This window comes from Serratia sp. LSHTC3 (assembly GCF_057197125.1).
On sequence record NZ_JBXUNP010000004.1, the window covers coordinates 482,159 to 507,062 of the forward strand.

The window sequence follows — 24,904 nt, forward strand, 5'->3', positions numbered from 1 at the left end:
CTTACCACATCAGCCGGCCGATCAGTGGCGCGGCCACCACCGTGATAATGCCGGCCAACATCATCACCAGGCTCGACACTACGCCCTCCTGCGGCCCCAGTTCATAGGCGCGGGCGGTGCCGGCGCCGTGCGACGATGCGCCAAATCCGGCCCCTTTAGCCAGGCGGCTGCGTACAGCCAGCCGCAGAAACAGAATGTCGCCCACCGCCATGCCGAACACCCCGGTGATCACCACGAACAACGCCACCAGGTCCGGTTGGCCCCCCATCTGCTTGGCGGCCTCCAGCGCGAACGGCGTGGTGATCGACCGCACCGCCAGGCTGCGCTGCACCTCTTCCGGCAGCGTCAGCAGGCGCGCCAGCCACACCGAGCTGTAAACCGCTACCAGCACCGCGGTCGTTACCCCGGCGGTCAGCGACAGCCAGTGGCGACGGATGATATGCAGGTTCTCGTACACCGGCACCGCGAAGGCGATGGTCGCCGGCCCCAGCAGCCACAGCAGCCAGTGGGTTTCACCGATGTAGTCCTGATAGGAGATGTGGGTGACCACCAGCAGCAACACCAGAATCATCGGCGTCAGCACCAGCGGCATCAGCAGCAACGTGCGGCGGCGGCGATAGAGTTTCTTGTTGGCGAAATAGAGCGCCAGCGTCGCCAGAAAACAGGCCAGACTGAGGATAAAATCATTCATGGCGCTGCTTCCGCCGCTGCAGCCAAATCTCCAGCCGATACACCCTGTCCACCACCAGCCCGGTGGCGCCCAGCGTCAGCATGGTGCTGACCGCGATCACCAAAAAGATCTTCCAGCCTTCGACCATCAACAGCTGGGCATAGTTGACCACCGCCACCACCGCCGGCACGAAAAACAGCAGCATTTCCGCCAGCAGCCAGCGGGAGCCGGCCTTGACCCAACTCAGCGGCAGAATGCGCAGCAGGATCAGCGCCAGCAGCATCAGCATGCCGACGATATTGGCGGGGAGCGGCAGGTGGAATTGTTGCACCAGACGATCGGCGATCAGAAACAGCGCCGCATACAACGCCACCTGGATCGGCACCTGCAAACGGGTCAGCAGGGAGGGGGCAACGCGGCGTAACGCCAGAGACATGAAAGATGACCTCAAACAATAATTGACGGCCTACAGTATACGCAGCCGGGAAACCACGCCTGAAATGAATTAAAATTATCGACATCATGCCGTCCGGGAATAGTTTCTCGCCGGTAGCGTCCCCAAGGAGAACCCTAACGTGGATGTCCGCACCCTGCGCTACTTCGTTGAAGTGGTGCGCCAGCAAAGCTTCACCCGCGCGGCGGAAAAACTGTTCGTCACCCAGCCCACCATCAGCAAAATGCTGCGGCATCTGGAGGAAGAGCTGGAATGCACGCTGCTGATCCGCGAAGGCCGCAAGCTGCGCCTGACCGACAGCGGCCAGGCGGTGTACCAGCGCGGCCTGACGATCCTCGACGAGTTCCGCCAGTTGGAGGCGGAGCTGGAAGACATCAGCTCGGTGAAAAAGGGCGTGCTGCGGCTGGGCATTCCGCCGATGGTCGGCAGGCAGATTGCCGATCTGATCCGCCGCTTTCGCCAGACCTACCCCGGCATCGAATTAAAGATTTCCGAGCTGGGCGGGCTGTCGGTCGAACAGGCGGTGATGTCCGGTGAACTGGATCTGGCGATGACGGTGCTGCCCTTCGATTCGGCGCAGCCGCTGACCTTTCTGCCGCTGCTGGGCCATCCGATGTGCGTGGTGGCGCCGCGCACGCCGCAGTGGCTCAACCGCACCAGCATCAATATCGCCGAATTGGCCGACAGCCCGATCCTGATTTATAACGAAGACTTTGCGCTGTACAAGATGCTGATGAAGGCGTTTCGCCTGGCCGGCTTTGAACCGCAAATCGCGGTGCGCAGCGGCCAATGGGACTTTCTCGCCTCGATGGTGCAGGCCGGCGTGGGCATCGCCATGCTGCCGGAGCCGGTTTGTCGCTGGCTGGACAAGGAAAACCTGGTCTGGCTGCCGCTGGAGCCGCGCATGGAGTGGAAAATCGGCCTGATCTGGCGCCAGGGCAGCTACCTGTCGCACAGCGCGCAGGCCTGGATCGCCTGCTGCCGCGACTACTGGCCGCCGCTCAAGTAACCAAAAAAAGGGCCGCACAGGCGGCCCTTCAGGACAGAAATAAAGAGGAAAACGTTTATTCCTCTTCTGAGATTTACCCTTCGCGTTCGATCAGCAGCGCTTCGAGCAGGTCGAGATCGTGCAGCAGTTTTTGCAGCGTCTCGTTGCTGATTTTCTGCGTGGCGCGCAGGTGGTACAGCTCGCCGCGCTCGGCGCGCAGCGCCGTCAGGCGGAAACGCCGCTCGAGGTTTTCCATCGCCAGCGCATTCTCGATATCGTCTTTCGACGCGATGCGCCGCCGCAGCATGCCCGTCACCCGCGAGCTGACCTCTTTCAACACCTGCGGATCGAGGTTTTCTTCGGTATCGGCAACCAGGCGCTCTTCCATTTTATTCACGCTCTCAATCGCCACTTCGGCCGCCATGGCGATCGCCATGCGCTCTTCCTGCTTGCTGGCGCTCTTGTCGGTGACCTGCACGCCGCGCAGCAGCAGCGGCAACGCCAGCACGCCGACGATCAACGACAGCAGGATCACCCCGGCGGCGATAAACACCAGCTGATAGCGCGCCGGGAAGGCGGTGCCGTCGCTCAGCAACAGCGGTATCGACAGCACACCGGCCAGGGTAATCGCCCCGCGCACCCCGGCGAACGACGCCACCCACAGCTCACGCGTGCTGTAATCGCCGAACTGCAGCGGACGCTTTTTCATAAAGCGGTTGCTGGCCTTCTTCATCACCCACAGCCAGGTGAAGCGCAGCACCAACAGCGCGGCGTAGATGGTGGCCACGTCGGCGAACAGGTACCAGGTCTGGATGGTCGGATCCAGCTCCGCCTGCAGGATGGAGGTTTCAAGAATGCCCGGCAGCTGCAGGCCCAACATGATGAACACCATGCCGTTGAACACGAATTCCAGCATCGCCCACACGCTGTTGGCGCGCAGACGCATCGCCAGCGGCGCGTTGCGGATCACGCCGGACTGGCTGATGGTCATCCCCGCCGCCACCGCCGCCAGGATGCCGGAAACGCCGATATGTTCGGCGATCAGGTAGGACGCGAACGGCAGCAGCAGCAGGAACACGATCTGGGTCGCCGGATCGTCGCCGCTCCAGCGGCTCATCACCCGCAGCGATTTACTGTAGGTCCAGGTGACCGCCACGCCGGCCAGCAGGCCGCCGATCGCCACTTTGAGGAATTCAAGGGTCGCGCCGCCCACGGTGAACACCATGGTGCCCATCGCCACCGCGATGGCGAACTTGAGCGACACCAGGCCGGAGGCGTCGTTCATCAGCGCCTCGCCCTCGAGCACGCCCATGATCGGCTTAGGGATCCGCCCTTTGCCGACGATGCCGGACAGCGCCACGGCATCCGTCGGCGACAGCACCGCCGCCAGGGCGAAGGCCGCCACCAGCGGAATGCCCGGCACCATGGCGTAGATCAGATAACCGACGCCGACCACGGTGATCAGCACCAGCACCAGCGCCAGGCCGAGAATTTCACGCCCGTGATGCAGGAATTCGCGCGTCGGCGTTTTCCAGCCGTCGGCAAACAGCAGCGGCGGGATGAACAGCACCAGGAACAGTTCGGGATCAAAATCGACGTGCAGCCCGAAATGCGGCCAGGCCAGCAGGGCCCCGATGGCGATTTGCATCAGCGGCAGCGGCACCTGGAACGGCAACATGCGCGTCACCACCCCGGACAGGGAGACCACCAGGATCAAAATGAGGATTGTAAAAAAGATTTCCATGCTTTCCTTAGACTCTACGATTCAGACGACATCGGCTCAGGGCCTGCGTTGGTCACGATAGTAGATCACTTTTTTTACAGCCGTTAAAGCTTGTTGTGCCTTTCAAAACGCGATGCAGAGCAGAAGAAGACTTATCTTAAGAAGGGAATTGCCGTAACAGGCTCCCCCGCCCGGCGGGCGAGGGAAACCCAAGCGGCTTAAATCGCCCAGCCGCCGGCGTAGAACGCCACCAGCGCCACGGCGATCAGCACGGTGCCGATGTTCAGCTTGCGCCATTCGCCGGAGAAGATGCGGCCGATGACCAGCGAGCTGAAGCCCAGCATGATGCCGGTGACGATGTTGCAGGTCAGCACGATGAACACGGCGCACAGCAGGCCGGCCATCGCGTCGACGAAGTCGTTGAAGTCCAGCTTGGTGACATTGCTCAGCATCAGCAGGCCGACGTACATCAGCGCCGGCGCGGTGGCGTAAACCGGCACCAGATAGGCCAGCGGCGACAGGAACAGGATCAGCAGGAACAGAATGCCGACCACGGTGGCGGTCAGGCCGGTCTTGCCGCCCGCGGCGGTGCCGGCGGCGGACTCGATGTAAACCGCAGCGGGCGCGGCGCCCACCAGGCCGGAGAAGATGCTGCTCAGGGAATCCGAGGTCAGCGCCTTGCCGCCGTTGATGATCTGCCCGTCTTTATCCAGCAGGTTGGCCTGCCCGGCCACCGCGCGGATGGTGCCGGTGGCGTCGAACACCGCGGTCATCACCAGCGCCAGCACGCTCGGCAACACCACCGGCTGCAATGCGCCCATGATATCCAGGCTGAAGATCAACGATTTGCCGTCAGCGTCCGCCAGGCTCGGCATGGCGAACAGCCCCTGGTATTTCACCGCCGGGTCGAAGATCAGGCCGATGATGGAAATGGCGATGATCACCAGCAGAATGCCGCCGGGCACGCGCAGTTTCTCCAGGCCGAAGATCACCGCCAGGCCGACCAGCGTCATGACGACCGGGAAAGAGGTGAACGCGCCGAGCGCCACCGGCAAGCCATCCAGCGGGTTCTTCACCACCAGGCCGACGCCGTTGGCGGCGATCAGCAGCAGAAACAGCCCGATGCCGATGCCGGTGCCGTGCGCCACGCCCATCGGCAGGTTGCGCAGGATCCAGGCGCGGATGCCGGTGACCGAGATAATGGTAAACAGCACGCCCATCAGGAACACCGCGCCCAGCGCCACCGGAATGCTGATGTGCTGGCCCAGCACCAGGCTGAAGGCGGTAAAGGCGGTCAACGAGATCGCACAGCCGATGGCCATCGGCAGGTTAGCCCACAGCCCCATCAACAGCGACCCCAGACCGGCCACCAGGCAGGTGGAGACAAACACCGCCGCCGGCGGGAAACCCGCTTTGCCCAGCATGCTCGGCACCACGATCACCGAGTACACCATCGCCAGGAAGGTGGTCAGCCCCGCCACCACCTCCTGACGCACGCTGCTGCCGCGCGCGGAAATTTTAAAATAGCCATCAAGCCCGCCGGTTGGTTTTGCGGCGTGGTTCGCTTGAGAGTTCGACATAGGTTACTTCCCCTGTGTTTCATGAATCGGCCCGTCACAGCAGGCCTGTAATCTCGCCCGCGCCCGATCGCCACGTAATCGTTTACGTCACGTTCCGCATCCCTGCCCTTATGCCACACCGCCAACGGCGATGCGCACCCAGGCAAACGTTTAACTCGCAGCGCGCGGTACGGGTGATTTATGGTGGTTTATTCAAGGCAAACGATTATCCTGCCTTCCCTAGCGTCTAATCAACTAAAGATCGCGGCAATTTATGCAGAAAACGGCGGGAATAGCTTCTGCGCGAAAAGACGGGGCGATCCGGCGCCCCTGCCGACCTGCTTCACGGCGAGCTTATTGCGCCTGCACCGCCGCGGGATCCATATACATCAATTCCCAGATATGGCCGTCCAGGTCCTGAAATCCGTGGCCGTACATCACGCCATAGTCCCGCGGCGGATGATAGGTATTGCCGCCGCCGGCGATTGCCTTGCGCACCAGTTCGTCCACCGCTGCCCGGCTGGGTTGCGACAGGCACACCAACACTTCGGTGGCCTGTTTGGCGTCGCCGATCGGGTTCGGGGTAAACATCCTGAATTTGTCGTGGGTCAGCAGCATCACGTAAATCGTGTCGCTGACCACCATGCAGGCGGCGGTATCGTCGGTAAATTGCGGGTTGAAGCTGAAGCCGAGCTGGGTGAAAAACGCCATTGAGGCAGGCAGATCGCGTACGGGCAGATTGACGAAGATTTGCGTAGCCATGGGCTACCTCCGATGAAGAATGACCCCATCGAGTATAGCCCATCCGCCTAACTCAGCAGGTCGTAAGGGCCGCCCTGCTCCAATGCCCGCTGGTAGGCGGGCCGGGCGTGAATGCGCTGCAGGAAACCGCGCAGTTTCGGGCAATCATCCAACGCGCCGCGCGCCGCCATCGCCTCCAGCGGGAAGCTCATCTGAATATCCGCCGCGCTGAAGTCGTTGCCAACGAACCAACTGCCCTTATTCAGGTGCTGTTCGAGGAATTCGCAGTGCGGCGCGATCTGCTTGTCGAGGTATTCCCGCTGCACGCCTTTGCCGATCGCGCCGGCCACCGGCCGCAGCAGCCAGGGGATCGGCGGCTGGCCGAGACGGCTGAACACCAGCTTCATCACCAACAGCGGCATCAGCGATCCTTCGGCGTAGTGCAGCCAGTAACGGTATTGCTGACGCGCGTGGAAGTCGGTTGGCATAAACATGCCCTGTGCGTCGTAGGCTTCCTGCAAGTATTCGATAATGGCGCCGGATTCCGCCAGTGTCAGATCGCCATCGACGATCACCGGCGATTTGCCCAACGGGTGGATCTTTTTCAGCGCCGGCGGCGCCAGCATGGTGTTGGGATCGCGCTCGTAGCGTTGCACCTGATAGGGCACGCCCAGCTCTTCCAGAAACCACAGAATGCGCTGCGACCGCGAGTGATTGAGATGATGAACGATGATCATGACGACGCTCCTGTCCGCTGCCACACCAGTTCGCCAACCTGCACGCCGTTGCCGAGCTGCAGCGGCACCGTGCGCAACGTCAGCCGATCGGCGTTAAAGGCGTAAAAACGCACCTGACGGCTGCCTATCCAATTGGGGAACGAGCAGCCTTCAACCTGATGCACCACCCGTTGCTCACTTTCTTCCACCTGATAACGGCCGAAGTAGCAAATCATATTGATGAAGGCGGCATGGATCTCCCGCTCGGATCCCTGCGTCAAATCGTCGGCGACAAAACGCGGCCGCACGGCGCTGTATAGCTGCGCCGCCATCGTGCCGTTGGCCTCATAGTGGATGCGCCCCAACACCTGCTCGCCCAGCGGGTAATTGAGCTCGCCGTTCTGGTTTTTGAACGCCGACGACACCAACGCCCAACTACCGATAAACGCATTCATCGTCATGACGCTTCTCCGGTTAAGGATCGTCTGTAAAGGGTAGTGGCGATTGTTGCCCCGCGCCAGCGGATGAAAAACAATCAATTTATTTGACAGAGATACTCAAAACTCTCCGATTTTTTATTCACATCCGGTGCACTAGTATTTAACACATCGAGAGACAACGGGCTCTCACCTAACAAACACTCTGAGGAACGCATCATGAAAAACGTCAAAATTTTTGCTACCGCTGCACTGCTGGCTACCGCTTCTTTCGCTACCTTCGCCGCTGACCTACCTTCCAGCCAACCTGCTGCAGACGCCCAGAAGATCGGCGTCGTCACCGTGAGCGGCGCCGCTAACCTGAGCGCGCTGGAAAGCGAACTGGCCAGCAAAGCCGCCGCGTCGGGCGCCAGCGCCTACCGCATCGTCGCCGCCGGTGGTCAGAACAAACTGTACGGCACCGCAGAAATCTTCAACTGATCGTCGGACAGCCAACCGACGGAAGAAAGAAGCCCCGCAAGGGGCTTTTCTCGTTTTAGCGGGCGTCAAAGCGCGCCGCCAACTTCTGCAGGCGGAACTGTTCGGTGATGAAATCGACAAACACCCGGGTTTTGGTCGGTAAGAATTTGGTGGTGGGGAAATAGAGATACACGCTGCCGCGATCGACATACCAGCCCGGCAGAACCCGCACCAGACGGCCGCTTTCCAGATAAGGCGCCGCATTCGGCATGCCGATCAGCGCGATGCCCAATCCCATTTCCGCCGCCCGCGCCGCCGCTTCCGGTTCATTGACCGTCATGCTGACCGTCATCCCCGGCGCACGCTGCTCATTCTGGGCATTTCGCAGCGGCTGGTGGCGAATGCGCCCGGTCTGCGGCGAACGGATGAAAATCCCGGCGTGTTGCGCCAGTTGCTCCGGCTCCGTCAACGGCGGCCGCTGCCGCAAGTATTCTGCCGAAGCGACCAATACGCCATGCGCGGGCGCCAGCTCGCGAGCAATCATCCCCTGCGCCAACTCGATGCCGCCGCCCAGCGCAGCGTCAAAGTTCTCACCGATCAGATCCACCTGGCGATTGTCGAAATGCCAGTCCGGTACAATCGCCGGGTACTGCGTCAAAAACATCGGCAGCATCGGCAACACGAAGTGCAGGCCGAAGGCGGTGCCCATGCTGACCTTCAAGCCGCCGGCCGCCGCGCCGCCGCCGCTGCTCAACCCCTTCAATGCACACTGGATCGATTGCAACCCGCCGCTCACCTCGCCGAGAAAACGCTCGCCTGCTTCGGTGAGGATCAACTTGCGGGTATTGCGTTGAAACAGCCGCACGCCGACCACCGCCTCCAGCCGGGTGACATTCTTGCTTACCGCCGCCGGGCTGAGGCCCAGCTTGCGGCCGGCGGCGGAGAAACTGCCGTTTTCCGCGCTGCTGACGAAGCACTCCAGATGTCCCAGCATGCTTTTTCCTTATGGATTTTAAACTAATGGTTTTAACTGATTATAGCTCTTTGTGGCTAGTGGCCGTGCAAGCGATCTCCGATACTGAATGCCGACACTTTACCCTCATCCACTCTGGAGAAATAACATGACCACAGCACTCCCACTGCAAGGCAAAGTCGCATTCGTTCAGGGCGGTTCCCGCGGCATCGGCGCCGCCATCGTGAAACGCTTGGCGAGCGAGGGCGCCGCCGTCGCCTTTACCTACGCCGCCTCGGCCGATCGCGCCGAAGCGGTGGCGAGCGCCGTTACCGCCGCCGGCGGCAAAGCCCTCGCCATCAAGGCCGACAGCGCCGATGCTGCGGCGCTGCAGCAGGCGGTTCGCCAGGCGGTGAGTCACTTCGGCAACCTGGATATTCTGGTGAACAACGCCGGGGTATTTACGCTGGGCGGCACCGAGGAACTGGCGCTGGACGACCTGGATCGCATGCTGGCGGTCAACGTACGCAGCGTATTCGTCGCCAGCCAGGAGGCGGCGCGCCACATGAACGACGGCGGCCGTATCATCCACATCGGCAGCACCAACGCAGAGCGCGTGCCGTTCGGCGGCGCGGCGGTGTACGCGATGAGCAAATCGGCGCTGGTCGGGTTGACCAAGGGCATGGCGCGCGATCTCGGCCCACGCGGCATCACCGTCAATAACGTGCAGCCCGGTCCGGTGGACACCGAAATGAACCCGGACGCCGGCGAGTTCGCCGATCAGCTCAAGCAGCTGATGGCGATCGGCCGTTACGGCAAAGATGAAGAAATCGCCGGTTTCGTCGCCTACCTGGCGGGCCCGCAGGCGGGTTATATCACCGGCGCCAGTCTGAGCATCGACGGCGGCTTCTCGGCGTAGCGCTCAAAGCCCCGCAAGGGGCTTTTTTTTCATTCGCTCCCCGACGACCGCTTCTCACCTCGCACGGCATATTCGGCCTTGAAAGACAATAATAGAATTAGTTTATGCGCAAAAATGGAATAGTTTATTGACGATTCTGTTATTTATTCACCAGGCCGACGTCTTTATCCTTCGCTCCATCGTGTCGTACCGGACACCCTTATTTTTCGAACCTTCGAACACAGGATAAAGATATGAAAACCATGACCACCGTTATTTCACTCGCTCTGTTTTCCATGCTGTCGTTTAACGCCGCGGCAGAAAGCGTGACCGCAACCGGCAGAACACTGGATTCCACCGAAGCCCTCATCGCTAAAAAAGCGCAAGAAGCCGGCGCAAGCGGCTACAAAATTACCAGCGCCTACATGGGCAATTTCGTCACCATGAGTGCAGAACTGAAAAAATAATGCGTTTAGCGATAACGCCGTGCATACGGCGTTATTCATTACCGCATGATTAAGGAAATCATCGCCGGGCGCTTTTTTTAAATCACGCTGACGTACCCAGTACACAGAAAAAATGAGCCGTTCCCTCACCGGTTATTATTCGGCGGCCTCACGCCGCCAATTTCCGGAGGCTCACTTTCATTCGCCCTGCAATACTCCGTTATAAGGATGAGTCACTGATGAAATCATTGTATCGCCTCTCCCTCTTGCTGCCTTTGCTGGCCGCAGTGCCCGCGCACGCCGCAGAATCCGCCGCTCAGTCGTCAGACTGGTATCCTTCCGTTTACGGCGCAAAAGACGAAATCGGCGCGGCCAACCTGCTCACGCCAGAGGTCGTATTACAGTCTGTGCAGTTGGTAAAACAAGGCAAGACATTGCCATTGGCGGTGCCCGTCGATAAAGATTTCCCAGCGTTCCGCCACCGCAGCTTCCGCTTATATAATATTCAGCCTGGTCAACAGGATGGTAAAACGCTTGGCCCAAATAAATTCACCTTTAATGATGAATTGGTGAATGCCTGGACCGGCGTCGGCACTCAGTTGAATGGCATTGGCCATATCGGCATCGACAATGTTTATTATAACGGCAATAAGGCGGCGGATTTCGTCACCGTAGATGGCGTAAAAAAATTGGGCGTGGAAAAAGTGCCGCCCATGGTCACACGCGGCGTCGTACTCGATATGACGGCTTATTATAATAAAGCGATCGTTCCGGGCGGCACCGAATTTTCCGTTGCGGATATTCAAGCGGTGCTTAAAAAGCAGGGCATCAGTTTACGCAAAGGCGACGTTGTCTTGTTCAACACCGGCTGGCTGGAGCTGATTGGCAAAGACAATAAAAAGTTCCTGGAAGTTGAACCGGGCATCGGCATGGAAGCGGCGAAATGGTTGGCCGACCAAGGCATCGTGGCCTTCGGCGGTGATACCTGGGCCTCCGAAGTTTACCCTAACCCGAAAAATGACGAAGAGTTCCCGGTCAACCAGTACCTGCTGGCCAAACGCGGCGTCTATAACCTGGAGCTGATCGACAGCCGCCCGCTGGTCCGCACGAAAACCTGGGAATTCCTGTTCGTACTGGGGCAACCGCTGTATGTCGGTTCAATCCAGGTCAATATCAACCCGGTAGCAATTTACTGATTGGCGACACCGCCGCAGAAAATCAGCGGCTAACGAACACAAAAAACCCCGCCTGAGCGGGGTTTTTTTAGCGCTGTCGCCAGGCTTAGAACGGAATATCGTCGTCGAAATCCATTGGTGGTTCGTTGCTGGTCGCCGGTGCGCTGTTCTGCGCCGGGCGAGACTGCTGCTGGCCGCCGCTGAACTGGTTGCCGCCCTGTGGCTGCTGAGGTTGGCCCCAACCGCCCTGGCCACCGGCAGATTGACCGGCCGGTGCGCCGCCGCCCTGACGGCCGCCCAGCATCTGCATGGTGCCGCCGACGTTAACCACGATCTCGGTGGTGTAGCGATCCTGGCCGCTCTGATCCTGCCATTTACGGGTCTGCAGGGAGCCTTCGATGTAGACCTGAGAGCCTTTACGCAGGTATTCCCCCGCCACTTCGGCCAGTTTGCCGAACAGCACGACGCGGTGCCACTCGGTCTTCTCTTTCTGTTCGCCGGTCGCCTTGTCACGCCAGCTTTCGGAGGTCGCCAGGGTAATGTTGGCCACTGCGCCGCCGTTCGGCATGTAACGGACTTCTGGATCCTGACCCAGATTCCCGACCAGAATTACTTTGTTTACGCCTCTGCTGGCCATGAGCACTTCTCCCGATGATTGATTTCTACACAGTATAAACGCGTCAGTTTACCACGCTGAGTACGAAACCACACCCGTGTTGATAAGTGCGAATTGCATTCCAGAATTGTCTTTTCGATCGGCCTTGTTGCATTCGCATACTGGATATTCATTCAGGTTTTTTTGTGTCATAATTATGCGTTTCGACCAGGCTGTGCCGGTTTTTTGCGAGATCCATCACAAAATCCCCCGCAAAAATCGCGACAGGCGCGGTGTATCATCAAGACGGGAAGTGTAAATGGACAATATCGAAGTTCGTGGTGCTCGAACCCATAATCTGAAAAACATCAACCTGATCATCCCGCGTGACAAACTGATCGTCGTCACCGGCCTGTCCGGTTCCGGCAAGTCTTCGCTGGCTTTCGATACGCTGTATGCCGAAGGGCAGCGGCGCTATGTCGAATCACTCTCTGCCTATGCGCGCCAGTTCCTGTCGCTGATGGAAAAACCGGACGTCGATCATATCGAAGGCCTGTCGCCGGCGATCTCCATCGAGCAGAAATCCACCTCGCACAACCCGCGCTCCACGGTCGGCACCATTACCGAGATCCACGACTACCTGCGCCTGCTGTTCGCCCGCGTCGGCGAGCCGCGCTGCCCGGATCACCATGTTCCGCTGGCGGCGCAGACCGTCAGCCAGATGGTCGACAACGTGCTGAGCCAGCCGGAAGGCAAGCGCCTGATGCTGCTGGCGCCGGTGGTGAAAGACCGCAAGGGCGAGCACACCAAAACGCTGGAAAACCTGGCCGCCCAGGGCTATATCCGCGCGCGCATCGACGGCGAAGTGTGCGATCTGTCCGATCCGCCGAAGCTGGAGCTGCAGAAGAAACACACCATCGAAGTGGTGGTCGATCGCTTCAAGGTGCGCGACGACATGGCGCAGCGCCTGGCCGAATCGTTCGAAACCGCGCTGGAGCTGTCCGGCGGCACCGCGGTGGTGGCGGATATGGACGACGAAAAAGCGGACGAGCTGCTGTTTTCCGCCAACTTCGCCTGCCCGATCTGCGGCTACAGCATGCGCGAGCTGGAACCGCGCCTGTTTTCCTTCAACAACCCGGCCGGCGCCTGCCCGACCTGCGACGGCCTGGGCGTGCAGCAGTTCTTCGATCCGGATCGCGTGGTGCAAAACCCCGAGCTGTCGCTGGCCGGCGGCGCGATCCGCGGCTGGGATCGCCGCAACTTCTATTACTTCCAGATGCTGCGCTCGCTGGCGGAGCACTATGAGTTCGACGTCGAAGCGCCATTCAACACCCTGAGCGCCAACGTGCAGAAGGCGGTGCTGAGCGGCTCCGGCAAAGAGTCTATCGAGTTCAAATACATCAACGATCGCGGTGACACCACCGTGCGCCGCCATCCGTTCGAAGGCGTGCTGCACAACATGGAGCGCCGCTATAAAGAGACCGAGTCCAGCGCGGTGCGCGAAGAGCTGGCGAAGTTCATCAGCAACCGCCCTTGCGCCTCGTGCCACGGCACTCGCCTGCGTGAAGAAGCGCGCAACGTGTTTGTCGAAGACACCACGCTGCCGGAGATCTCCGATCTGAGCATCGGCCATGCGATGACCTTCTTCCAGAACATGAAGCTCAGCGGCCAGCGCGCCAAAATCGCCGAGAAAGTGCTGAAAGAGATCGGCGACCGCCTGAAATTCCTGGTGAACGTCGGCCTGAACTACCTGTCACTGTCTCGCTCGGCGGAGACGCTCTCCGGCGGCGAAGCGCAGCGAATCCGTTTGGCCAGCCAGATCGGCGCCGGCCTGGTGGGCGTGATGTACGTGCTGGATGAGCCGTCGATCGGCCTGCACCAGCGCGACAACGAGCGCCTGCTGGAAACGCTGATCCACCTGCGCAACCTCGGCAACACGGTGATCGTGGTGGAGCATGACGAAGACGCCATCCGCGCCGCCGATCACGTGATCGACATCGGCCCCGGCGCCGGCGTACACGGCGGCCAGGTGGTGGCGGAAGGCACCGTCGACGACATCATGGCGCAGCCGGAATCGCTGACCGGCCAGTTCCTCAGCGGTAAACGCGAGATCGCCATCCCCGCGCAGCGCGTGCAGGCCGATCCGACCAAGGTGCTGAAGCTGAGCGGCGCGCGCGGCAACAACCTGAAAGACGTGACGCTGACGCTGCCGGTCGGTCTGTTTACCTGCATCACCGGCGTGTCCGGCTCCGGCAAATCGACGCTGATCAACGATACGCTGTTCCCGATCGCCCAGCGCCAGCTCAACGGCGCCACCATCGCCGAACCGGCGCCGTTCCGCGAAGTGACCGGCCTGGAACATTTCGACAAGGTGATCGACATCGATCAGAGCCCGATCGGCCGCACGCCGCGCTCCAACCCGGCCACCTACACCGGTATCTTCACCCCGGTGCGCGAGCTGTTCGCCGGCGTGCCGGAATCGCGCAGCCGCGGTTACACGCCGGGCCGCTTCAGCTTCAACGTCAAGGGCGGACGCTGTGAAGCCTGCCAGGGCGACGGGGTGATCAAGGTCGAGATGCACTTCCTGCCGGACATCTACGTGCCGTGCGACCAGTGCAAGGGCAAGCGTTATAACCGCGAAACGCTGGAAGTGAAGTACAAGGGCAAGAGCATCCACGAAGTGCTGGAGATGACCATCGAAGAAGCGCGCGATTTCTTCGACGCGGTGCCGGCGCTGGCGCGCAAGCTGCAGACCCTGATGGATGTCGGCCTGTCCTACATCCGCCTCGGCCAGTCGGCCACCACGCTCTCCGGCGGTGAAGCGCAGCGCGTCAAGCTGGCGCGCGAACTGTCGAAGCGCGGCACCGGCCAAACGCTGTATATCCTCGACGAACCGACCACCGGTCTGCACTTCGCCGATATCCAGCAGCTGTTGGCGGTGCTGCATCAGCTGCGCGATCAGGGCAACACCATCGTGGTCATCGAACATAACCTGGACGTGATCAAGACCGCCGACTGGATCGTCGATCTGGGGCCGGAAGGCGGCAGCGGCGGTGGCGAGATCCTGGTCGCCGGCACGCCGGAAACGGTCGCCGACTGCGAGAAATCGCACACCGCACGCTTCCTGAAGCCGCTGTTGAACCAGTAATGTCGCCGGCGTGCAGGCCGTCGTTCAGGCGGTCCGCACGCTGCCCCGTTTCCCCGCAATCGAACAGAAACAGGCAAGATTTCGACATTTTCAGGCATTTCCCTCCACGCTCACCGCTTCTATCATCAATGTTCCCTCGGCGGCCGCCCTGTCTGATTCAGGCCGCGTCTCGCCGGCACTTCGCTGCCGGTCAAACGTTGTCCCCCCTACATTGATAACTGGAGCGACCATGAACATTACCCATGCCTATGCCGCGCATGACGCGAAGTCTGCGCTGGTGCCTTTCGATTACCAGCCGCGCGCCCTGCGCGACCACGATGTGCAAATTCAGGTGTTGTTCTGCGGCGTCTGCCACTCGGATCTGCACCAGGCGCGCAATGAATGGAGCAATACGATTTACCCGGTGGTGCCGGGCCACGAAATCGTCGGCCGCGTTAGCGCCGTCGGCGACCATGTCTCGCGTTACCGGATCGGCGATCTGGTCGGCGTCGGTTGCATGGTGGATTCCTGCCGCAGCTGCCCGAGCTGCGATGAGGGGCTGGAACAGTATTGCGAGAACGGCTTTACCGGCACCTATAACGGCCAGGATCGCCACACCGGCGCCGTGACCTACGGCGGCTACTCCACCAATCTGGTGGTGGATCAGGACTTCGTGCTGCGCGTGCCGGAAAACCTCGATCCGGCCGGCGTCGCGCCGCTGCTGTGCGCCGGCATCACCACCTATTCGCCGCTGCGCCAGTGGGGCGCGGGGCCAGGCAAAAAGGTCGGCATCGTCGGGCTCGGCGGGCTGGGGCACATGGGCGTCAAACTGGCGCGGGCGATGGGCGCGCATGTGGTGCTGTTCACCACCTCGCCGTCGAAAATCGAAGACGCCAAGCGCCTCGGCGCCCATGAAGTGGTGATTTCGCGCAACCCGGATGAGATGGCGCAGCACGTCAACAGCTTCGACTTCATCCTCAACACGGTAGCGGCTCAGCACGATCTGAACCCGTTCCTCAACTTGCTGCGCCGCGACGGTACCCTGACGCTGGTCGGCGCGCCGGAGCACGATCATCCGTCACCGCAGGTGTTCAACCTGATCATGAAGCGCCGCCGCATCGCCGGTTCGCTGATCGGCGGCATCGCGGAAACGCAAGAGATGCTGGACTTCTGCGGGCAGCACGGCATCACGTCGGATATCGAGCTGATCCCGATGCAGCAAATTAATGAGGCCTATGAACGCATGCTGAAAAGCGACGTGAAGTACCGCTTCGTGGTGGATATCGACTCGCTGCGCGCCTGATGACGGCGGGCGCCCGGCGGCGCCCGTTTTTTTATAGCTGCTTGATGATCCTGGCCGGGTTGCCGCCCACCACGCAATTGGCCGGCACGTCTTTGGTCACCACCGCGCCGGAGGCCACGACCGCATTATCGCCGATGGTCACTCCCGGATTGATCACCGCACGCCCGCCGATCCACACGTTGTCGCCAATCCTGACAGCCTTACCGAACTCCGCCCCGCCGACGCGAGTCTCGGCGTCCAGCGGATGGGTGGCGGTATAGATATGCACGCCCGGCGCCAGCAGGCAGTTGTCGCCGATATGCACCTCGCATACGTCGAGGATCACGCAGTCGAAGTTGGCGTAGAAGTTCTTGCCGAGATAGATGTTATAGCCGTAATCGCAGCGGAAGGTCGGCTCGATGGTGCCGCCCTGATAGCAACCCAGCAACTCACCCAGCCATTGTTTGCGCAGCTCGCCCTCTTCCGGCGAGGAGTGGTTATAGCGATGCGTTAGCTGGCGTGCGCGCCGGCGTTCGCTGCGCAGCAGTTCATCGCCGGCGTCGTACAGTTCCCCGGCGATCATCTTGCGCTTTTCTTCGCTCATGGCCATGTCGGCCTCCTTCATCCGCGTGTCTTGAATGCCCAAGCGTAGCTGTTTTAGTGCCGCAATAAAAAGGGAACGTTCCCAAACCCAGGTCGCGATCACGCTTTAACATGAAAAAAACAGAAGAAAAACGGGCGGCGCCGCCGCCCGGCAATCAGGCGCGCAGTTCCTGGCGCACGTGTTCGGGCAGGCCGTCCACCACCAGCTGATAGGAGCTGTCGATCAGCGTGTAAAACTGCGAGTTCGGCAGGTTGCCGTCGAGAAACACCGTATTCCAGTGCGCCTTGTTCAGGCCGTTACAGGCGACGATCTCCGGATGGTGTTCACGCAGGCTTTCCGCCAGCTCCGGGCTGGACTTGACCGCCAGCGCCGGCCGCCCTTCGACCTCGCACACCATGGCGAACATCACGTCACCCACCTTGATCTGGCTGGCCTGCCACTGGTTCTGGTCGCTCTGCTCCGCGCCCGGCTTCGCCATGCAGTACTCCAGCAATGCGCTGTTATTCATTGGGTTATTCCCCCTGTAACGTGGCCACAATACGGCGTGATCCGCCGTGGATGCGGTGCTCCCCCAGCCAGATGCCCTGCCATGTGCCCAACATCAGCCGCCCGTGCCTGACGGGCAGCGTCAAGGAAGCGCCCAGCAGCGAGGATTTGATGTGCGCCGGCATGTCGTCCGGCCCTTCGTAGTCATGCTGATAGGGTGCGTTTTCCGGCACCTGACGCAGGAAATGCTGCTCCATATCGGCTCGCACCGTGGGATCGCAGTTCTCGTTGAGCGTCAGCGAGGCCGAGGTGTGCTGCAGCAACAGATGCAGCAGGCCGGTTTGCAGGCGGTGTAAGTGGGTTAACTGGTTGACTATCTCGTCGGTAACCAGATGAAAGCCACGCGCTTTTGCGCTGAGGATTAGCGTTTGCTGATGCCACATGAGTGAGCGCCCCTCAATCAGTATATTCTCTCTCCGGTTTGCGGCAACTTCGGCGGCGCGCCGGCAATAAAAAAGGAGCGATATCGCTATCGCTCCCGATGAACGTCCGTTCAGACTAACAGGCGTTACTGCACCGCGGCAAACGCCTCGGCCACCTGACGCACGTTGTTGTGGTTCAGGCCGGCCACGCACATGCGGCCGCTGTGGATCAGGTAGACACCGAACTCTTCACGCAAGCGATCGACCTGCGCCGCGCTGAAGCCGGTGTAGCTGAACATGCCGCGCTGCGCCAACAGGTAATCAAAGTTGCGCTGCGGCAGCGCGCTCTTCAGGGTGTCCACCAGCGCGTGACGCATCTCGAGAATGCGGGTGCGCATGCTCTCCACCTCGTCCAGCCACTGGGTTTTGAGCTGGGCGTCGTTCAGCACCTTGGCCACCAGCTGCGCGCCGAAGTTTGGCGGGCTTGAGTAGTTGCGGCGCACGGTGGCCTTCAGCTGGCCCAGCACGCGCCCGGCCGCCTCTTCGCTTTCGCACACCACCGACAGGCCGCCGACGCGCTCGCCGTACAGCGAGAAGATCTTCGAGAACGAATTGCTCACCAGGCACGGCAAACCGGCCGCCGCGATGGCGCGAATGGCGTAGGCGTCCTGCTCCATGCCGCCGCCGAAGCCCTGATAGGCGATGTCGAGGAACGGAATGATTTCACGTTCGGCGATCACCTTGACCACCTCATCCCACTGGGCGGGGGTCAGGTCGGAACCGGTCGGGTTGTGGCAGCACGGGTGCAGCAGCGCAATGCTGTGCTTCGGCAGCTGTTTCAGCGCAGCCAGCATGGCGTCGAACTTCACGCCCAGGCTTTCGCTGTCGAAATATGGATAGGTATTCACTTTGAAACCGGCGCCGCTGAAGATGGCGACGTGGTTTTCCCAGGTCGGATCGCTGACCCACACCTGCGAATCCGGGAAATAGCTTTTCAGGAAGTCGGCGCCCACTTTCAACGCGCCGGAACCGCCGACGGTCTGAATGGTGGCGATGCGCCCCTGCTGCAGCATCGGGTGCTGCGCGCCGAACAGCAGCTGCTGGATGGCGGAACGGTAAGACTGCAGCCCTTCCATCGGCAGGTATACCGAGGCGCCATGCTCGACGCTGTTCAACTGCGCTTGCGCCGCGGCGACCGCCCGCATCTGCGGAATGATGCCCTGCGCATCGTAGTACAGGCCGATGCTCAGGTTCACCTTGTGCGCGCGCGGGTCTTGTTTGAATTTTTCCATCAGCGACAGAATGGGATCGCCGGCATAGGCGTCAACGTTCTGGAACACGGGGTTTTTCTCCTGGTTTATTGTGGTTTTGGGCACAGCGTTACGTTCCTAATATAGACGGAAAAGCGCATTCGGTTTTAGCTTTATCTCGCCACCGGCAATAAACCGTTTTCCTTGATGCGATTGAGCACCACCGCCGTTTTGATATGCGCCACGCTTTTGTGCGGCGACAGCGTCTGGCTGATGAATTCGCTCAGCGCCGGCAGGTCCGCCACCGCCACTTTGAGCAGGTAATCGGCGTCGCCGGTGGTCTTGTAAGCGTCCAGGATCGCGTCCACTTCCTCCAGCATCTGATGAAAGCTGTCGATCTGCTCCTGCGCGTGCGTGATCAGGCTGACTTCGATCAGCCCCACCAGCCCCAGGCCGACCGCCTCTGGCGCCAGCCGCGCGTGGTAACCGCGGATCAGCTGCGCCTGCTCCAGGCTGATGCGCCGCCGCGAACATTGGGAGGCGGAGAGCCCCACCAGCTCGCTCAGCTCCTGATTGGTCAGACGGCCGTTGGCCTGTAACAGCGTCAGGATTTTCATATCAAAATCGTCAATGTTGTACATAGCCACCTGTAAACTGTGTTAATAAATGTTGACGTTACAGCCTACCAGTTTTTTTACCGTTGCCGACGTCACACCCTGGCGCTTAAATCGCGTACAGCAGCAACGCCCGACGTTTTCGCCGGTAAGCGGCATAAAAAACGGCTAACTCATGCAGGCAAACGACAATTAACGGCGAAGTAACGCATAAAACCACGAATGTATAAAAAGGACGCCAGATGAAAAAGTTACTCCCTCTCGCGCTGCTGCTCGCCGCCGGCAGCGCCGGCGCACAATCCCACCTGGACAAAGTGCTGCAGCAAAAGACCCTGGAGGTCTGCACCACCGGCGACTACAAGCCCTACACCTTCCTCAAGGAAGACGGCGGCTATGAAGGCATCGATATCGACATGGCGGAATTGCTGGCGAAGAGCCTGGGCGCCAAGGTGAAGTGGGTGAAAACCAGCTGGAAAACCCTGACGCCGGACTTCGTCTCCGGCAAGTGCGACATCGCCATGGGCGGCATCTCCGTCACGCTGGAGCGACAAAAACAGGTGTTCTTCGCCGACAAGCTGGATACCGATGGCAAAATCCCGCTGGTGCGCTGCACCGACGTGAAGAAATACCGCACGATAGAACAGATCAACAAACCGTCGGTGCGCCTGCTGGAACCGGCGGGCGGCACCAATGAAGCCTTCGTGCACGCCTATTTGCCGAAGGCCAAACTGACGCTGACGCACGACAACATGAGCATTTTCCAGCAGCTGGTGGATCGCAAGGCGGACGTGATGATCACCGACGCCTCCGAGGCGTTGTACCAACAAAAGCGCTATCCGAAGCTGTGCGCGGTGAATCCGACCAAACCGATGCAGTACGGCGAGAAGGCTTACATGCTGCCGCGCGACGATCTGAGCTGGAAACTGTATGTGGATCAGTGGCTGCACCTGGCCAAGGCGACCGGCGAGTATCAGAAAATTATCGACAAGTGGTTGGCGGTAAAGAAGTAACGCGCTGAGAAACGGGGCCGACGCACGTCGGCCCCTGCGGCGCATCAGTCACCGATGTATTCCATCGCCACGCGCTGCGTGAGCTTGGTGATCAGTTCATAAGCGCTGATGCCGGTACAGGCGGCGATACGCTCGACCGGCAACGCCGGCCCCCACAGCACCGCTTCATCCCCCACCTTATCGGCGGCGTCCGGCCCGAGATCGACCGAAATCATGTCCATCGACACCCGGCCGACGATCGGCACTTCGCGGCCGTTAATCAGGATCGGCGTGCCGGTCGGCGCGCTGCGCGGGTAACCGTCGCCGTATCCCATCGCCACCACGCCAAGGCGAGTATCGCGCGGACTTACCCAGGTGCCGCCATAGCCCACCGCTTCACCGGCCTTGTGCTCGCGCACCGCGATCAGGCTGGATTTCAGCGTCATCGCCGGCAGCAGGCCATACCCGGCGCCGCTGCCGTTATCCAGCGGCGAGACGCCGTACAGAATGATGCCGGGACGCACCCACTCGTTGTGGGCATCCGGCCACAGCAGCGTGCCGCCGGAGGCGGCGACCGAGCGCTGGCCCGGTTTGCCTAGCGCGAACTGCTCAAAGCAGGCGATCTGTTTCAGGGTGGCGTCGGACTCCGGCTCATCGGCGCGGCTGAAGTGGCTCATGATATTGACCGGCTGCGCCACGTTGCGGCAGGCGCACAGGCGCTGATAAAACGCCTCCGCCTGCTCGGGGCGCACCCCCAGCCGATGCATGCCGGTATCGAGCTTCATCCACACCGGCACCGGGCGCGCCAGTTCGGCCTGCTCCAGCGCTTCGAGCTGTTCGATGCAGTGCACTGCGGTTTCGATGTTGTTCGCCACCAGCACCGGCAGGTCTTCGGCACAGAAGAAGCCTTCCAGCAGCAGGATCGGTTTGACGATGCCGCCGGAGCGCAGCATCAGCGCCTCGCCGATGCGCGCCACGCCGTAGCAGTCGGCGTCTTGCAGGGTGTGTGCTGTTTCCAGCAGGCCATGTCCATAAGCGTTTGCTTTCACAACGGCAATCAGGCGGCTTTGCGGCGCCTGGCGGCGCACCTGTTGCAGATTATGTCGCAGAGCGCGGCGGTCGATTACAGCGGTTGCCGCTTTCATTTCAGTTCCTTAGCTGATTATTCGTCATCGTATTGTGGCCCCGCGTAGTTATCGAAACGCGACCACTGGCCGTTAAAGGTAAGGCGCACGGTGCCGATCGGGCCGTTACGCTGCTTACCGATAATAATTTCCGCGATCCCTTTCAGATCGCTGTTCTCGTGATACACCTCATCACGATAGATGAACATAATCAGGTCGGCATCCTGCTCGATGGAGCCGGATTCACGCAGGTCGGAGTTGACCGGGCGTTTGTCGGCGCGCTGCTCCAGGCTGCGGTTCAGCTGCGACAGCGCCACCACCGGCACCTGCAGCTCTTTCGCCAGCGCCTTCAGCGAGCGCGAAATCTCGGCGATCTCCAGCGTACGGTTGTCGGACAGGGCCGGCACGCGCATCAGCTGCAGGTAGTCGATCATGATCAGGCTAAGCCCGTCGTGCTCGCGGAAAATGCGCCGCGCGCGCGAGCGCACTTCGGTCGGCGTCAGGCCGGAGGAGTCGTCGATGTACATGTTGCGCTTCTCCAGCAGGATGCCCATGGTGCTGGAAATGCGCGCCCAGTCCTCATCGTCGAGCTGGCCGGTACGGATGCGCGTCTGATCCACACGCGACAGCGACGCCAGCATACGCATCATGATCTGTTCGCCGGGCATCTCCAGGCTGAAGATCAGCACCGGTTTTTCCTGGGTCATCGCGGCGTTTTCGCACAGGTTCATGGCGAAGGTGGTTTTCCCCATCGAAGGACGGGCGGCGACGATGATCAGATCGGACTTTTGCATGCCCGCGGTTTTCTTGTTGAGGTCCTGATAGCCGGTATCGACCCCGGTCACGCCATCGTGCGGCTGCTGATACAGCTGCTCGATGCGCGAGACGGTGTCTTCCAGGATGCGTTCGATGCCCTTCGGGCCCTCGTCTTTGCTGGCGCGGTTCTCGGCGATTTGGAATACGCGGGATTCCGCCAGATCGAGCAGGTCTTCGCTGCTGCGCCCCTGCGGATCGTAGCCGGCGTCGGCGATCTCGTTAGCCACCGAGATCATCTCGCGCACCACCGCGCGCTCGCGCACGATGTCGGCGTAGGCGCCGATGTTGGCGGCGCTCGGGGTGTTTTTCGACAGCTCGGCCAGGTAGGCGAAGCCCCCCACCGAGTCCAGCTCGCCCTTCTGCTCCAGCGATTCGGACAGGGTGATGAGGTCGATAGGCTTGCTCATCTCCAGCAGACGCTGCATCTCGGTAAAGATCAGGCGATGCGGGCGGCTGAAGAAGTCGTTGGCGACCACGCGCTCCGCCACGTTGTCCCAACGCTCGTTATCCAGCATCAAACCGCCCAACACCGACTGCTCGGCCTCCAGCGAGTGCGGCGGCATCTTCAGCCCTTCCATCTGACGATCTCTGGAACGCTCTCTGGTTTCGTCCGCGTTTGTTTTGTTGGTTGGTTTTTTTCCTGCCATGAAACGTAGTCTTTATCCGGTTGCGAATGAAGGATCTTGACGCGAGAGTATACGTGATTTTTGCGTCATAACCGATGCAAAAAAGGTATTGAATCCCGCACGGGTGAACTGGATCTCCGATACTAAAAAGAATAGGGTGAAATCAGACACTCAAACGAGGTAACGATATGGCCAAGCGCATTCAGTTTTCCGCCACCGGCGGGCCGGAAGTCTTGCAATACGTTGATTTTACACCGCTCGACCCAGCCGCTGGCGAAGTGCAGATCGAGAACAAAGCGATCGGCATCAACTACATCGACACCTATGTGCGCAGTGGGCTGTACGCGCCGGCCAGCCTGCCGAGCGGCCTCGGCACCGAGGCGGCCGGCGTGGTGGTCAAGGTTGGCGCCGGGGTCAGCGCGATCAAACCGGGCGACCGGGTGGTGTATGCGCAGTCGTCGCTCGGCGCCTACAGCGAAGTCCACAATGTGCCGGAAGAAAAAGTGGCGCTGCTGCCGCACAACCTCAGCTTTGAGCAGGGTGCCGCTTCTTTCCTCAAAGGGCTGACGGTGCATTACCTGCTGCGCCAGACCCACGACGTGCAACCGGGTGAAGTGTTCCTGTTCCATGCCGCCGCCGGTGGCGTCGGGCTGATCGCCTGCCAATGGGCCAAAGCGCTGGGCGCACGCCTGATCGGCAGTGTCGGCTCCGACGAGAAGGCCGCGCTGGCGAAACAGGCCGGCGCCTGGGCCACCATCAACTACCACAAAGAGGATATCGCCCAGCGGGTGGCCGAGCTGACGCACGGCGAGAAGGTTGGCGTGGTGTACGATTCGGTGGGGCAAAGCACCTGGCAGGCCTCGCTCAACAGCCTGAAGCGGCGCGGCCTGATGGTCAGCTTCGGCAACGCCTCCGGCCCGGTGACGGGAGTCGATCTGGCGCTGCTGAATCAGAAGGGCTCGCTGTACGTCACCCGCCCTTCCCTCAACGGTTACATCACCAACCGCGCCGAGCTGCAGTACGCCAGCAATGAGCTGTTCTCGCTGATCGGCAGCGGCGCCATTCGGGTGGAGGTGAGAGACGAGCAGAAATTCGCGCTGGCCGACGCCCAGCGTGCGCACCAGGTGCTGGAAAGCCGCAGCACCAGCGGTTCCAGCCTGCTGATCCCCTGATAGCAGCCAAAGAAAAGGGCTCCTTGCGGAGCCCTTTCTGTTACTGCGTTTTGTAGGGGTAGAGCAGAGTCCGCCAGAGACAGGGGTTGCTTTAGCAACACGAATTTTAGGTGTCTCTCACGGTGATGAAATGGGTCGCATCACTGCATCGACCAACATCCTAACAGCCCCGTCCGGCAAAAAACACGCTTTATGTGCCACATCGCCGGGGAAAACTGCCAAGCTGTGATCGCTGCCGCATTAGCGTGGCAGGCAGTTATGCAAGTTTCATCGCGACTGACTGATTATTCAGCAAAAAATCAGTAACGCCTGACCTGGGGTTTCTGCATTGAGCGGTAAATCCATACCCCAACCACCGCCAAAATCAGCCACGGCAGCAGCTTGATGACCACCGCGAACAGCCCGCCCAACAACATGAACGCCGCCGCCGCCAACAGCGCAGCGAAGATCCCCAGCAGCGAGATGCCGGTCACCATCAGCATCACCACAAAGCCAATGAGAAAGAAGATTTCCAACATGATTGCTCCTTTGCAATGCAACGTATCTGCAGAGTGAATTACAAGAAGCGTGCCAGAATGG

26 protein-coding genes are annotated in these 24,904 nt (G+C 60.7%); 9 read left to right on the forward strand and 17 right to left on the reverse strand.

Annotated features, from left to right (window positions below; all coding sequences use genetic code 11):
* Position 1: 1 nt before the first annotated feature.
* Positions 2–691: an LrgB family protein gene (locus tag AC2CGI_RS17910; protein WP_004936833.1), complete on the reverse strand. Its 690-nt coding sequence runs from the start codon at positions 689–691 to the stop codon at positions 2–4.
* Positions 684–1,106: a CidA/LrgA family protein gene (locus AC2CGI_RS17915; RefSeq protein WP_004936830.1), complete on the reverse strand. Its 423-nt coding sequence runs from the start codon at positions 1,104–1,106 to the stop codon at positions 684–686. The genes AC2CGI_RS17910 and AC2CGI_RS17915 overlap by 8 nt, the downstream gene beginning before the upstream one ends.
* Before the next feature lie 139 nt (positions 1,107–1,245).
* Here AC2CGI_RS17915 and AC2CGI_RS17920 point away from each other — a divergent pair, with 139 nt between their 5' ends.
* A complete protein-coding gene (locus AC2CGI_RS17920) occupies positions 1,246–2,133 on the forward strand; it encodes a LysR family transcriptional regulator (RefSeq protein ID WP_004936826.1) in 888 nt (295 codons plus the stop codon).
* A 73-nt stretch (positions 2,134–2,206) separates the two neighbouring features.
* On the opposite strand, the gene AC2CGI_RS17925 is transcribed toward AC2CGI_RS17920, so the two are convergent.
* From AC2CGI_RS17925 to AC2CGI_RS17945, 5 genes are all read right to left on the reverse strand, one after another.
* The gene (locus tag AC2CGI_RS17925) at positions 2,207–3,856 is read right to left on the reverse strand and encodes a Na+/H+ antiporter (RefSeq protein ID WP_004936822.1); all 1,650 of its coding nucleotides are present in this window, start codon (positions 3,854–3,856) and stop codon (positions 2,207–2,209) included.
* Between the two features lie 197 nt (positions 3,857–4,053).
* Entirely contained in the window at positions 4,054–5,415 is a 1,362-nt protein-coding gene (locus AC2CGI_RS17930; protein WP_004936819.1) for an NCS2 family permease, read from the reverse strand.
* Positions 5,416–5,748: 333 nt separating this feature from the next.
* Positions 5,749–6,156, reverse strand: coding sequence for a VOC family protein (locus AC2CGI_RS17935; RefSeq protein WP_015379207.1), 408 nt, complete (start codon positions 6,154–6,156; stop codon positions 5,749–5,751).
* 47 nt (positions 6,157–6,203) lie between these two features.
* Positions 6,204–6,872: a glutathione S-transferase family protein gene (locus AC2CGI_RS17940; RefSeq protein ID WP_004936814.1), complete on the reverse strand. Its 669-nt coding sequence runs from the start codon at positions 6,870–6,872 to the stop codon at positions 6,204–6,206.
* Positions 6,869–7,312, reverse strand: a complete 444-nt coding sequence (locus AC2CGI_RS17945; protein ID WP_015379208.1) for a lipocalin-like domain-containing protein — start codon at positions 7,310–7,312, stop codon at positions 6,869–6,871. Before AC2CGI_RS17945 ends, AC2CGI_RS17940 begins: the two co-directional genes overlap by 4 nt.
* 195 nt (positions 7,313–7,507) lie before the next feature.
* Here AC2CGI_RS17945 and bhsA point away from each other — a divergent pair, with 195 nt between their 5' ends.
* Entirely contained in the window at positions 7,508–7,768 is a 261-nt protein-coding gene (gene bhsA, locus AC2CGI_RS17950) for a multiple stress resistance protein BhsA (RefSeq protein WP_004936809.1), read from the forward strand.
* A gap of 55 nt (positions 7,769–7,823) precedes the next feature.
* On the opposite strand, the gene AC2CGI_RS17955 is transcribed toward bhsA, so the two are convergent.
* Positions 7,824–8,741, reverse strand: a complete 918-nt coding sequence (locus tag AC2CGI_RS17955; RefSeq protein ID WP_075684486.1) for a LysR family transcriptional regulator — start codon at positions 8,739–8,741, stop codon at positions 7,824–7,826.
* 127 nt (positions 8,742–8,868) lie between these two features.
* Here AC2CGI_RS17955 and AC2CGI_RS17960 point away from each other — a divergent pair, with 127 nt between their 5' ends.
* From AC2CGI_RS17960 to AC2CGI_RS17970, 3 genes are all read left to right on the forward strand, one after another.
* On the forward strand, positions 8,869–9,618 hold the full coding sequence (locus AC2CGI_RS17960; protein WP_004936803.1) for a 3-oxoacyl-ACP reductase family protein: 750 nt from the start codon (positions 8,869–8,871) through the stop codon (positions 9,616–9,618).
* Between the two features lie 233 nt (positions 9,619–9,851).
* On the forward strand, positions 9,852–10,064 hold the full coding sequence (locus AC2CGI_RS17965) for a YdgH/BhsA/McbA family protein (RefSeq protein WP_004936800.1): 213 nt from the start codon (positions 9,852–9,854) through the stop codon (positions 10,062–10,064).
* A gap of 218 nt (positions 10,065–10,282) precedes the next feature.
* Positions 10,283–11,239, forward strand: a complete 957-nt coding sequence (locus tag AC2CGI_RS17970; protein ID WP_484593962.1) for a cyclase family protein — start codon at positions 10,283–10,285, stop codon at positions 11,237–11,239.
* Between the two features lie 85 nt (positions 11,240–11,324).
* Here the strand turns inward: AC2CGI_RS17970 and ssb1 are convergent, their stop codons facing one another.
* A complete protein-coding gene (gene ssb1, locus AC2CGI_RS17975) occupies positions 11,325–11,855 on the reverse strand; it encodes a single-stranded DNA-binding protein SSB1 (RefSeq protein WP_004936793.1) in 531 nt (176 codons plus the stop codon).
* Between the two features lie 277 nt (positions 11,856–12,132).
* Here ssb1 and uvrA point away from each other — a divergent pair, with 277 nt between their 5' ends.
* Together uvrA and AC2CGI_RS17985 are read left to right on the forward strand one after the other, a co-directional pair.
* Positions 12,133–14,961, forward strand: a complete 2,829-nt coding sequence (gene uvrA, locus AC2CGI_RS17980; protein ID WP_015379213.1) for an excinuclease ABC subunit UvrA — start codon at positions 12,133–12,135, stop codon at positions 14,959–14,961.
* A gap of 229 nt (positions 14,962–15,190) precedes the next feature.
* Positions 15,191–16,243, forward strand: coding sequence for an NAD(P)-dependent alcohol dehydrogenase (locus AC2CGI_RS17985; protein ID WP_004936787.1), 1,053 nt, complete (start codon positions 15,191–15,193; stop codon positions 16,241–16,243).
* Positions 16,244–16,274: 31 nt separating this feature from the next.
* Here the strand turns inward: AC2CGI_RS17985 and maa are convergent, their stop codons facing one another.
* The 5 genes from maa to AC2CGI_RS18010 form a co-directional block, all read right to left on the reverse strand.
* Entirely contained in the window at positions 16,275–16,832 is a 558-nt protein-coding gene (gene maa, locus AC2CGI_RS17990; protein WP_053091215.1) for a maltose O-acetyltransferase, read from the reverse strand.
* 148 nt (positions 16,833–16,980) lie between these two features.
* Positions 16,981–17,334, reverse strand: a complete 354-nt coding sequence (locus AC2CGI_RS17995) for an MmcQ/YjbR family DNA-binding protein (protein WP_021505135.1) — start codon at positions 17,332–17,334, stop codon at positions 16,981–16,983.
* Between the two features lie 4 nt (positions 17,335–17,338).
* Complete coding sequence (locus AC2CGI_RS18000; protein WP_015379215.1) at positions 17,339–17,755, reverse strand: secondary thiamine-phosphate synthase enzyme YjbQ; 417 nt, start codon at positions 17,753–17,755, stop codon at positions 17,339–17,341.
* 125 nt (positions 17,756–17,880) lie between these two features.
* Positions 17,881–19,074: an amino acid aminotransferase gene (locus tag AC2CGI_RS18005; protein ID WP_041922290.1), complete on the reverse strand. Its 1,194-nt coding sequence runs from the start codon at positions 19,072–19,074 to the stop codon at positions 17,881–17,883.
* A gap of 83 nt (positions 19,075–19,157) precedes the next feature.
* The gene (locus AC2CGI_RS18010) at positions 19,158–19,625 is read right to left on the reverse strand and encodes an Lrp/AsnC family transcriptional regulator (RefSeq protein WP_004936775.1); all 468 of its coding nucleotides are present in this window, start codon (positions 19,623–19,625) and stop codon (positions 19,158–19,160) included.
* 215 nt (positions 19,626–19,840) lie between these two features.
* Here AC2CGI_RS18010 and AC2CGI_RS18015 point away from each other — a divergent pair, with 215 nt between their 5' ends.
* A complete protein-coding gene (locus AC2CGI_RS18015; protein ID WP_076741022.1) occupies positions 19,841–20,608 on the forward strand; it encodes a transporter substrate-binding domain-containing protein in 768 nt (255 codons plus the stop codon).
* A gap of 44 nt (positions 20,609–20,652) precedes the next feature.
* On the opposite strand, the gene alr is transcribed toward AC2CGI_RS18015, so the two are convergent.
* Positions 20,653–21,732: an alanine racemase gene (gene alr, locus AC2CGI_RS18020; protein ID WP_076741023.1), complete on the reverse strand. Its 1,080-nt coding sequence runs from the start codon at positions 21,730–21,732 to the stop codon at positions 20,653–20,655.
* A 17-nt stretch (positions 21,733–21,749) separates the two neighbouring features.
* A complete protein-coding gene (dnaB, locus tag AC2CGI_RS18025; RefSeq protein ID WP_025160134.1) occupies positions 21,750–23,174 on the reverse strand; it encodes a replicative DNA helicase in 1,425 nt (474 codons plus the stop codon).
* A 167-nt stretch (positions 23,175–23,341) separates the two neighbouring features.
* Between dnaB and AC2CGI_RS18030 the strand changes: the two genes are divergently transcribed.
* A complete protein-coding gene (locus tag AC2CGI_RS18030) occupies positions 23,342–24,325 on the forward strand; it encodes a quinone oxidoreductase (RefSeq protein WP_015379219.1) in 984 nt (327 codons plus the stop codon).
* A gap of 299 nt (positions 24,326–24,624) precedes the next feature.
* Here AC2CGI_RS18030 and pspG read toward each other — a convergent pair whose 3' ends face one another.
* Positions 24,625–24,843 carry an envelope stress response protein PspG gene (pspG, locus tag AC2CGI_RS18035; protein WP_004936761.1) on the reverse strand — a complete coding sequence of 73 codons (219 nt, stop codon included), beginning with the start codon at positions 24,841–24,843 and terminating at the stop codon, positions 24,625–24,627.
* Between the last annotated feature and the right edge of the window lie 61 nt (positions 24,844–24,904).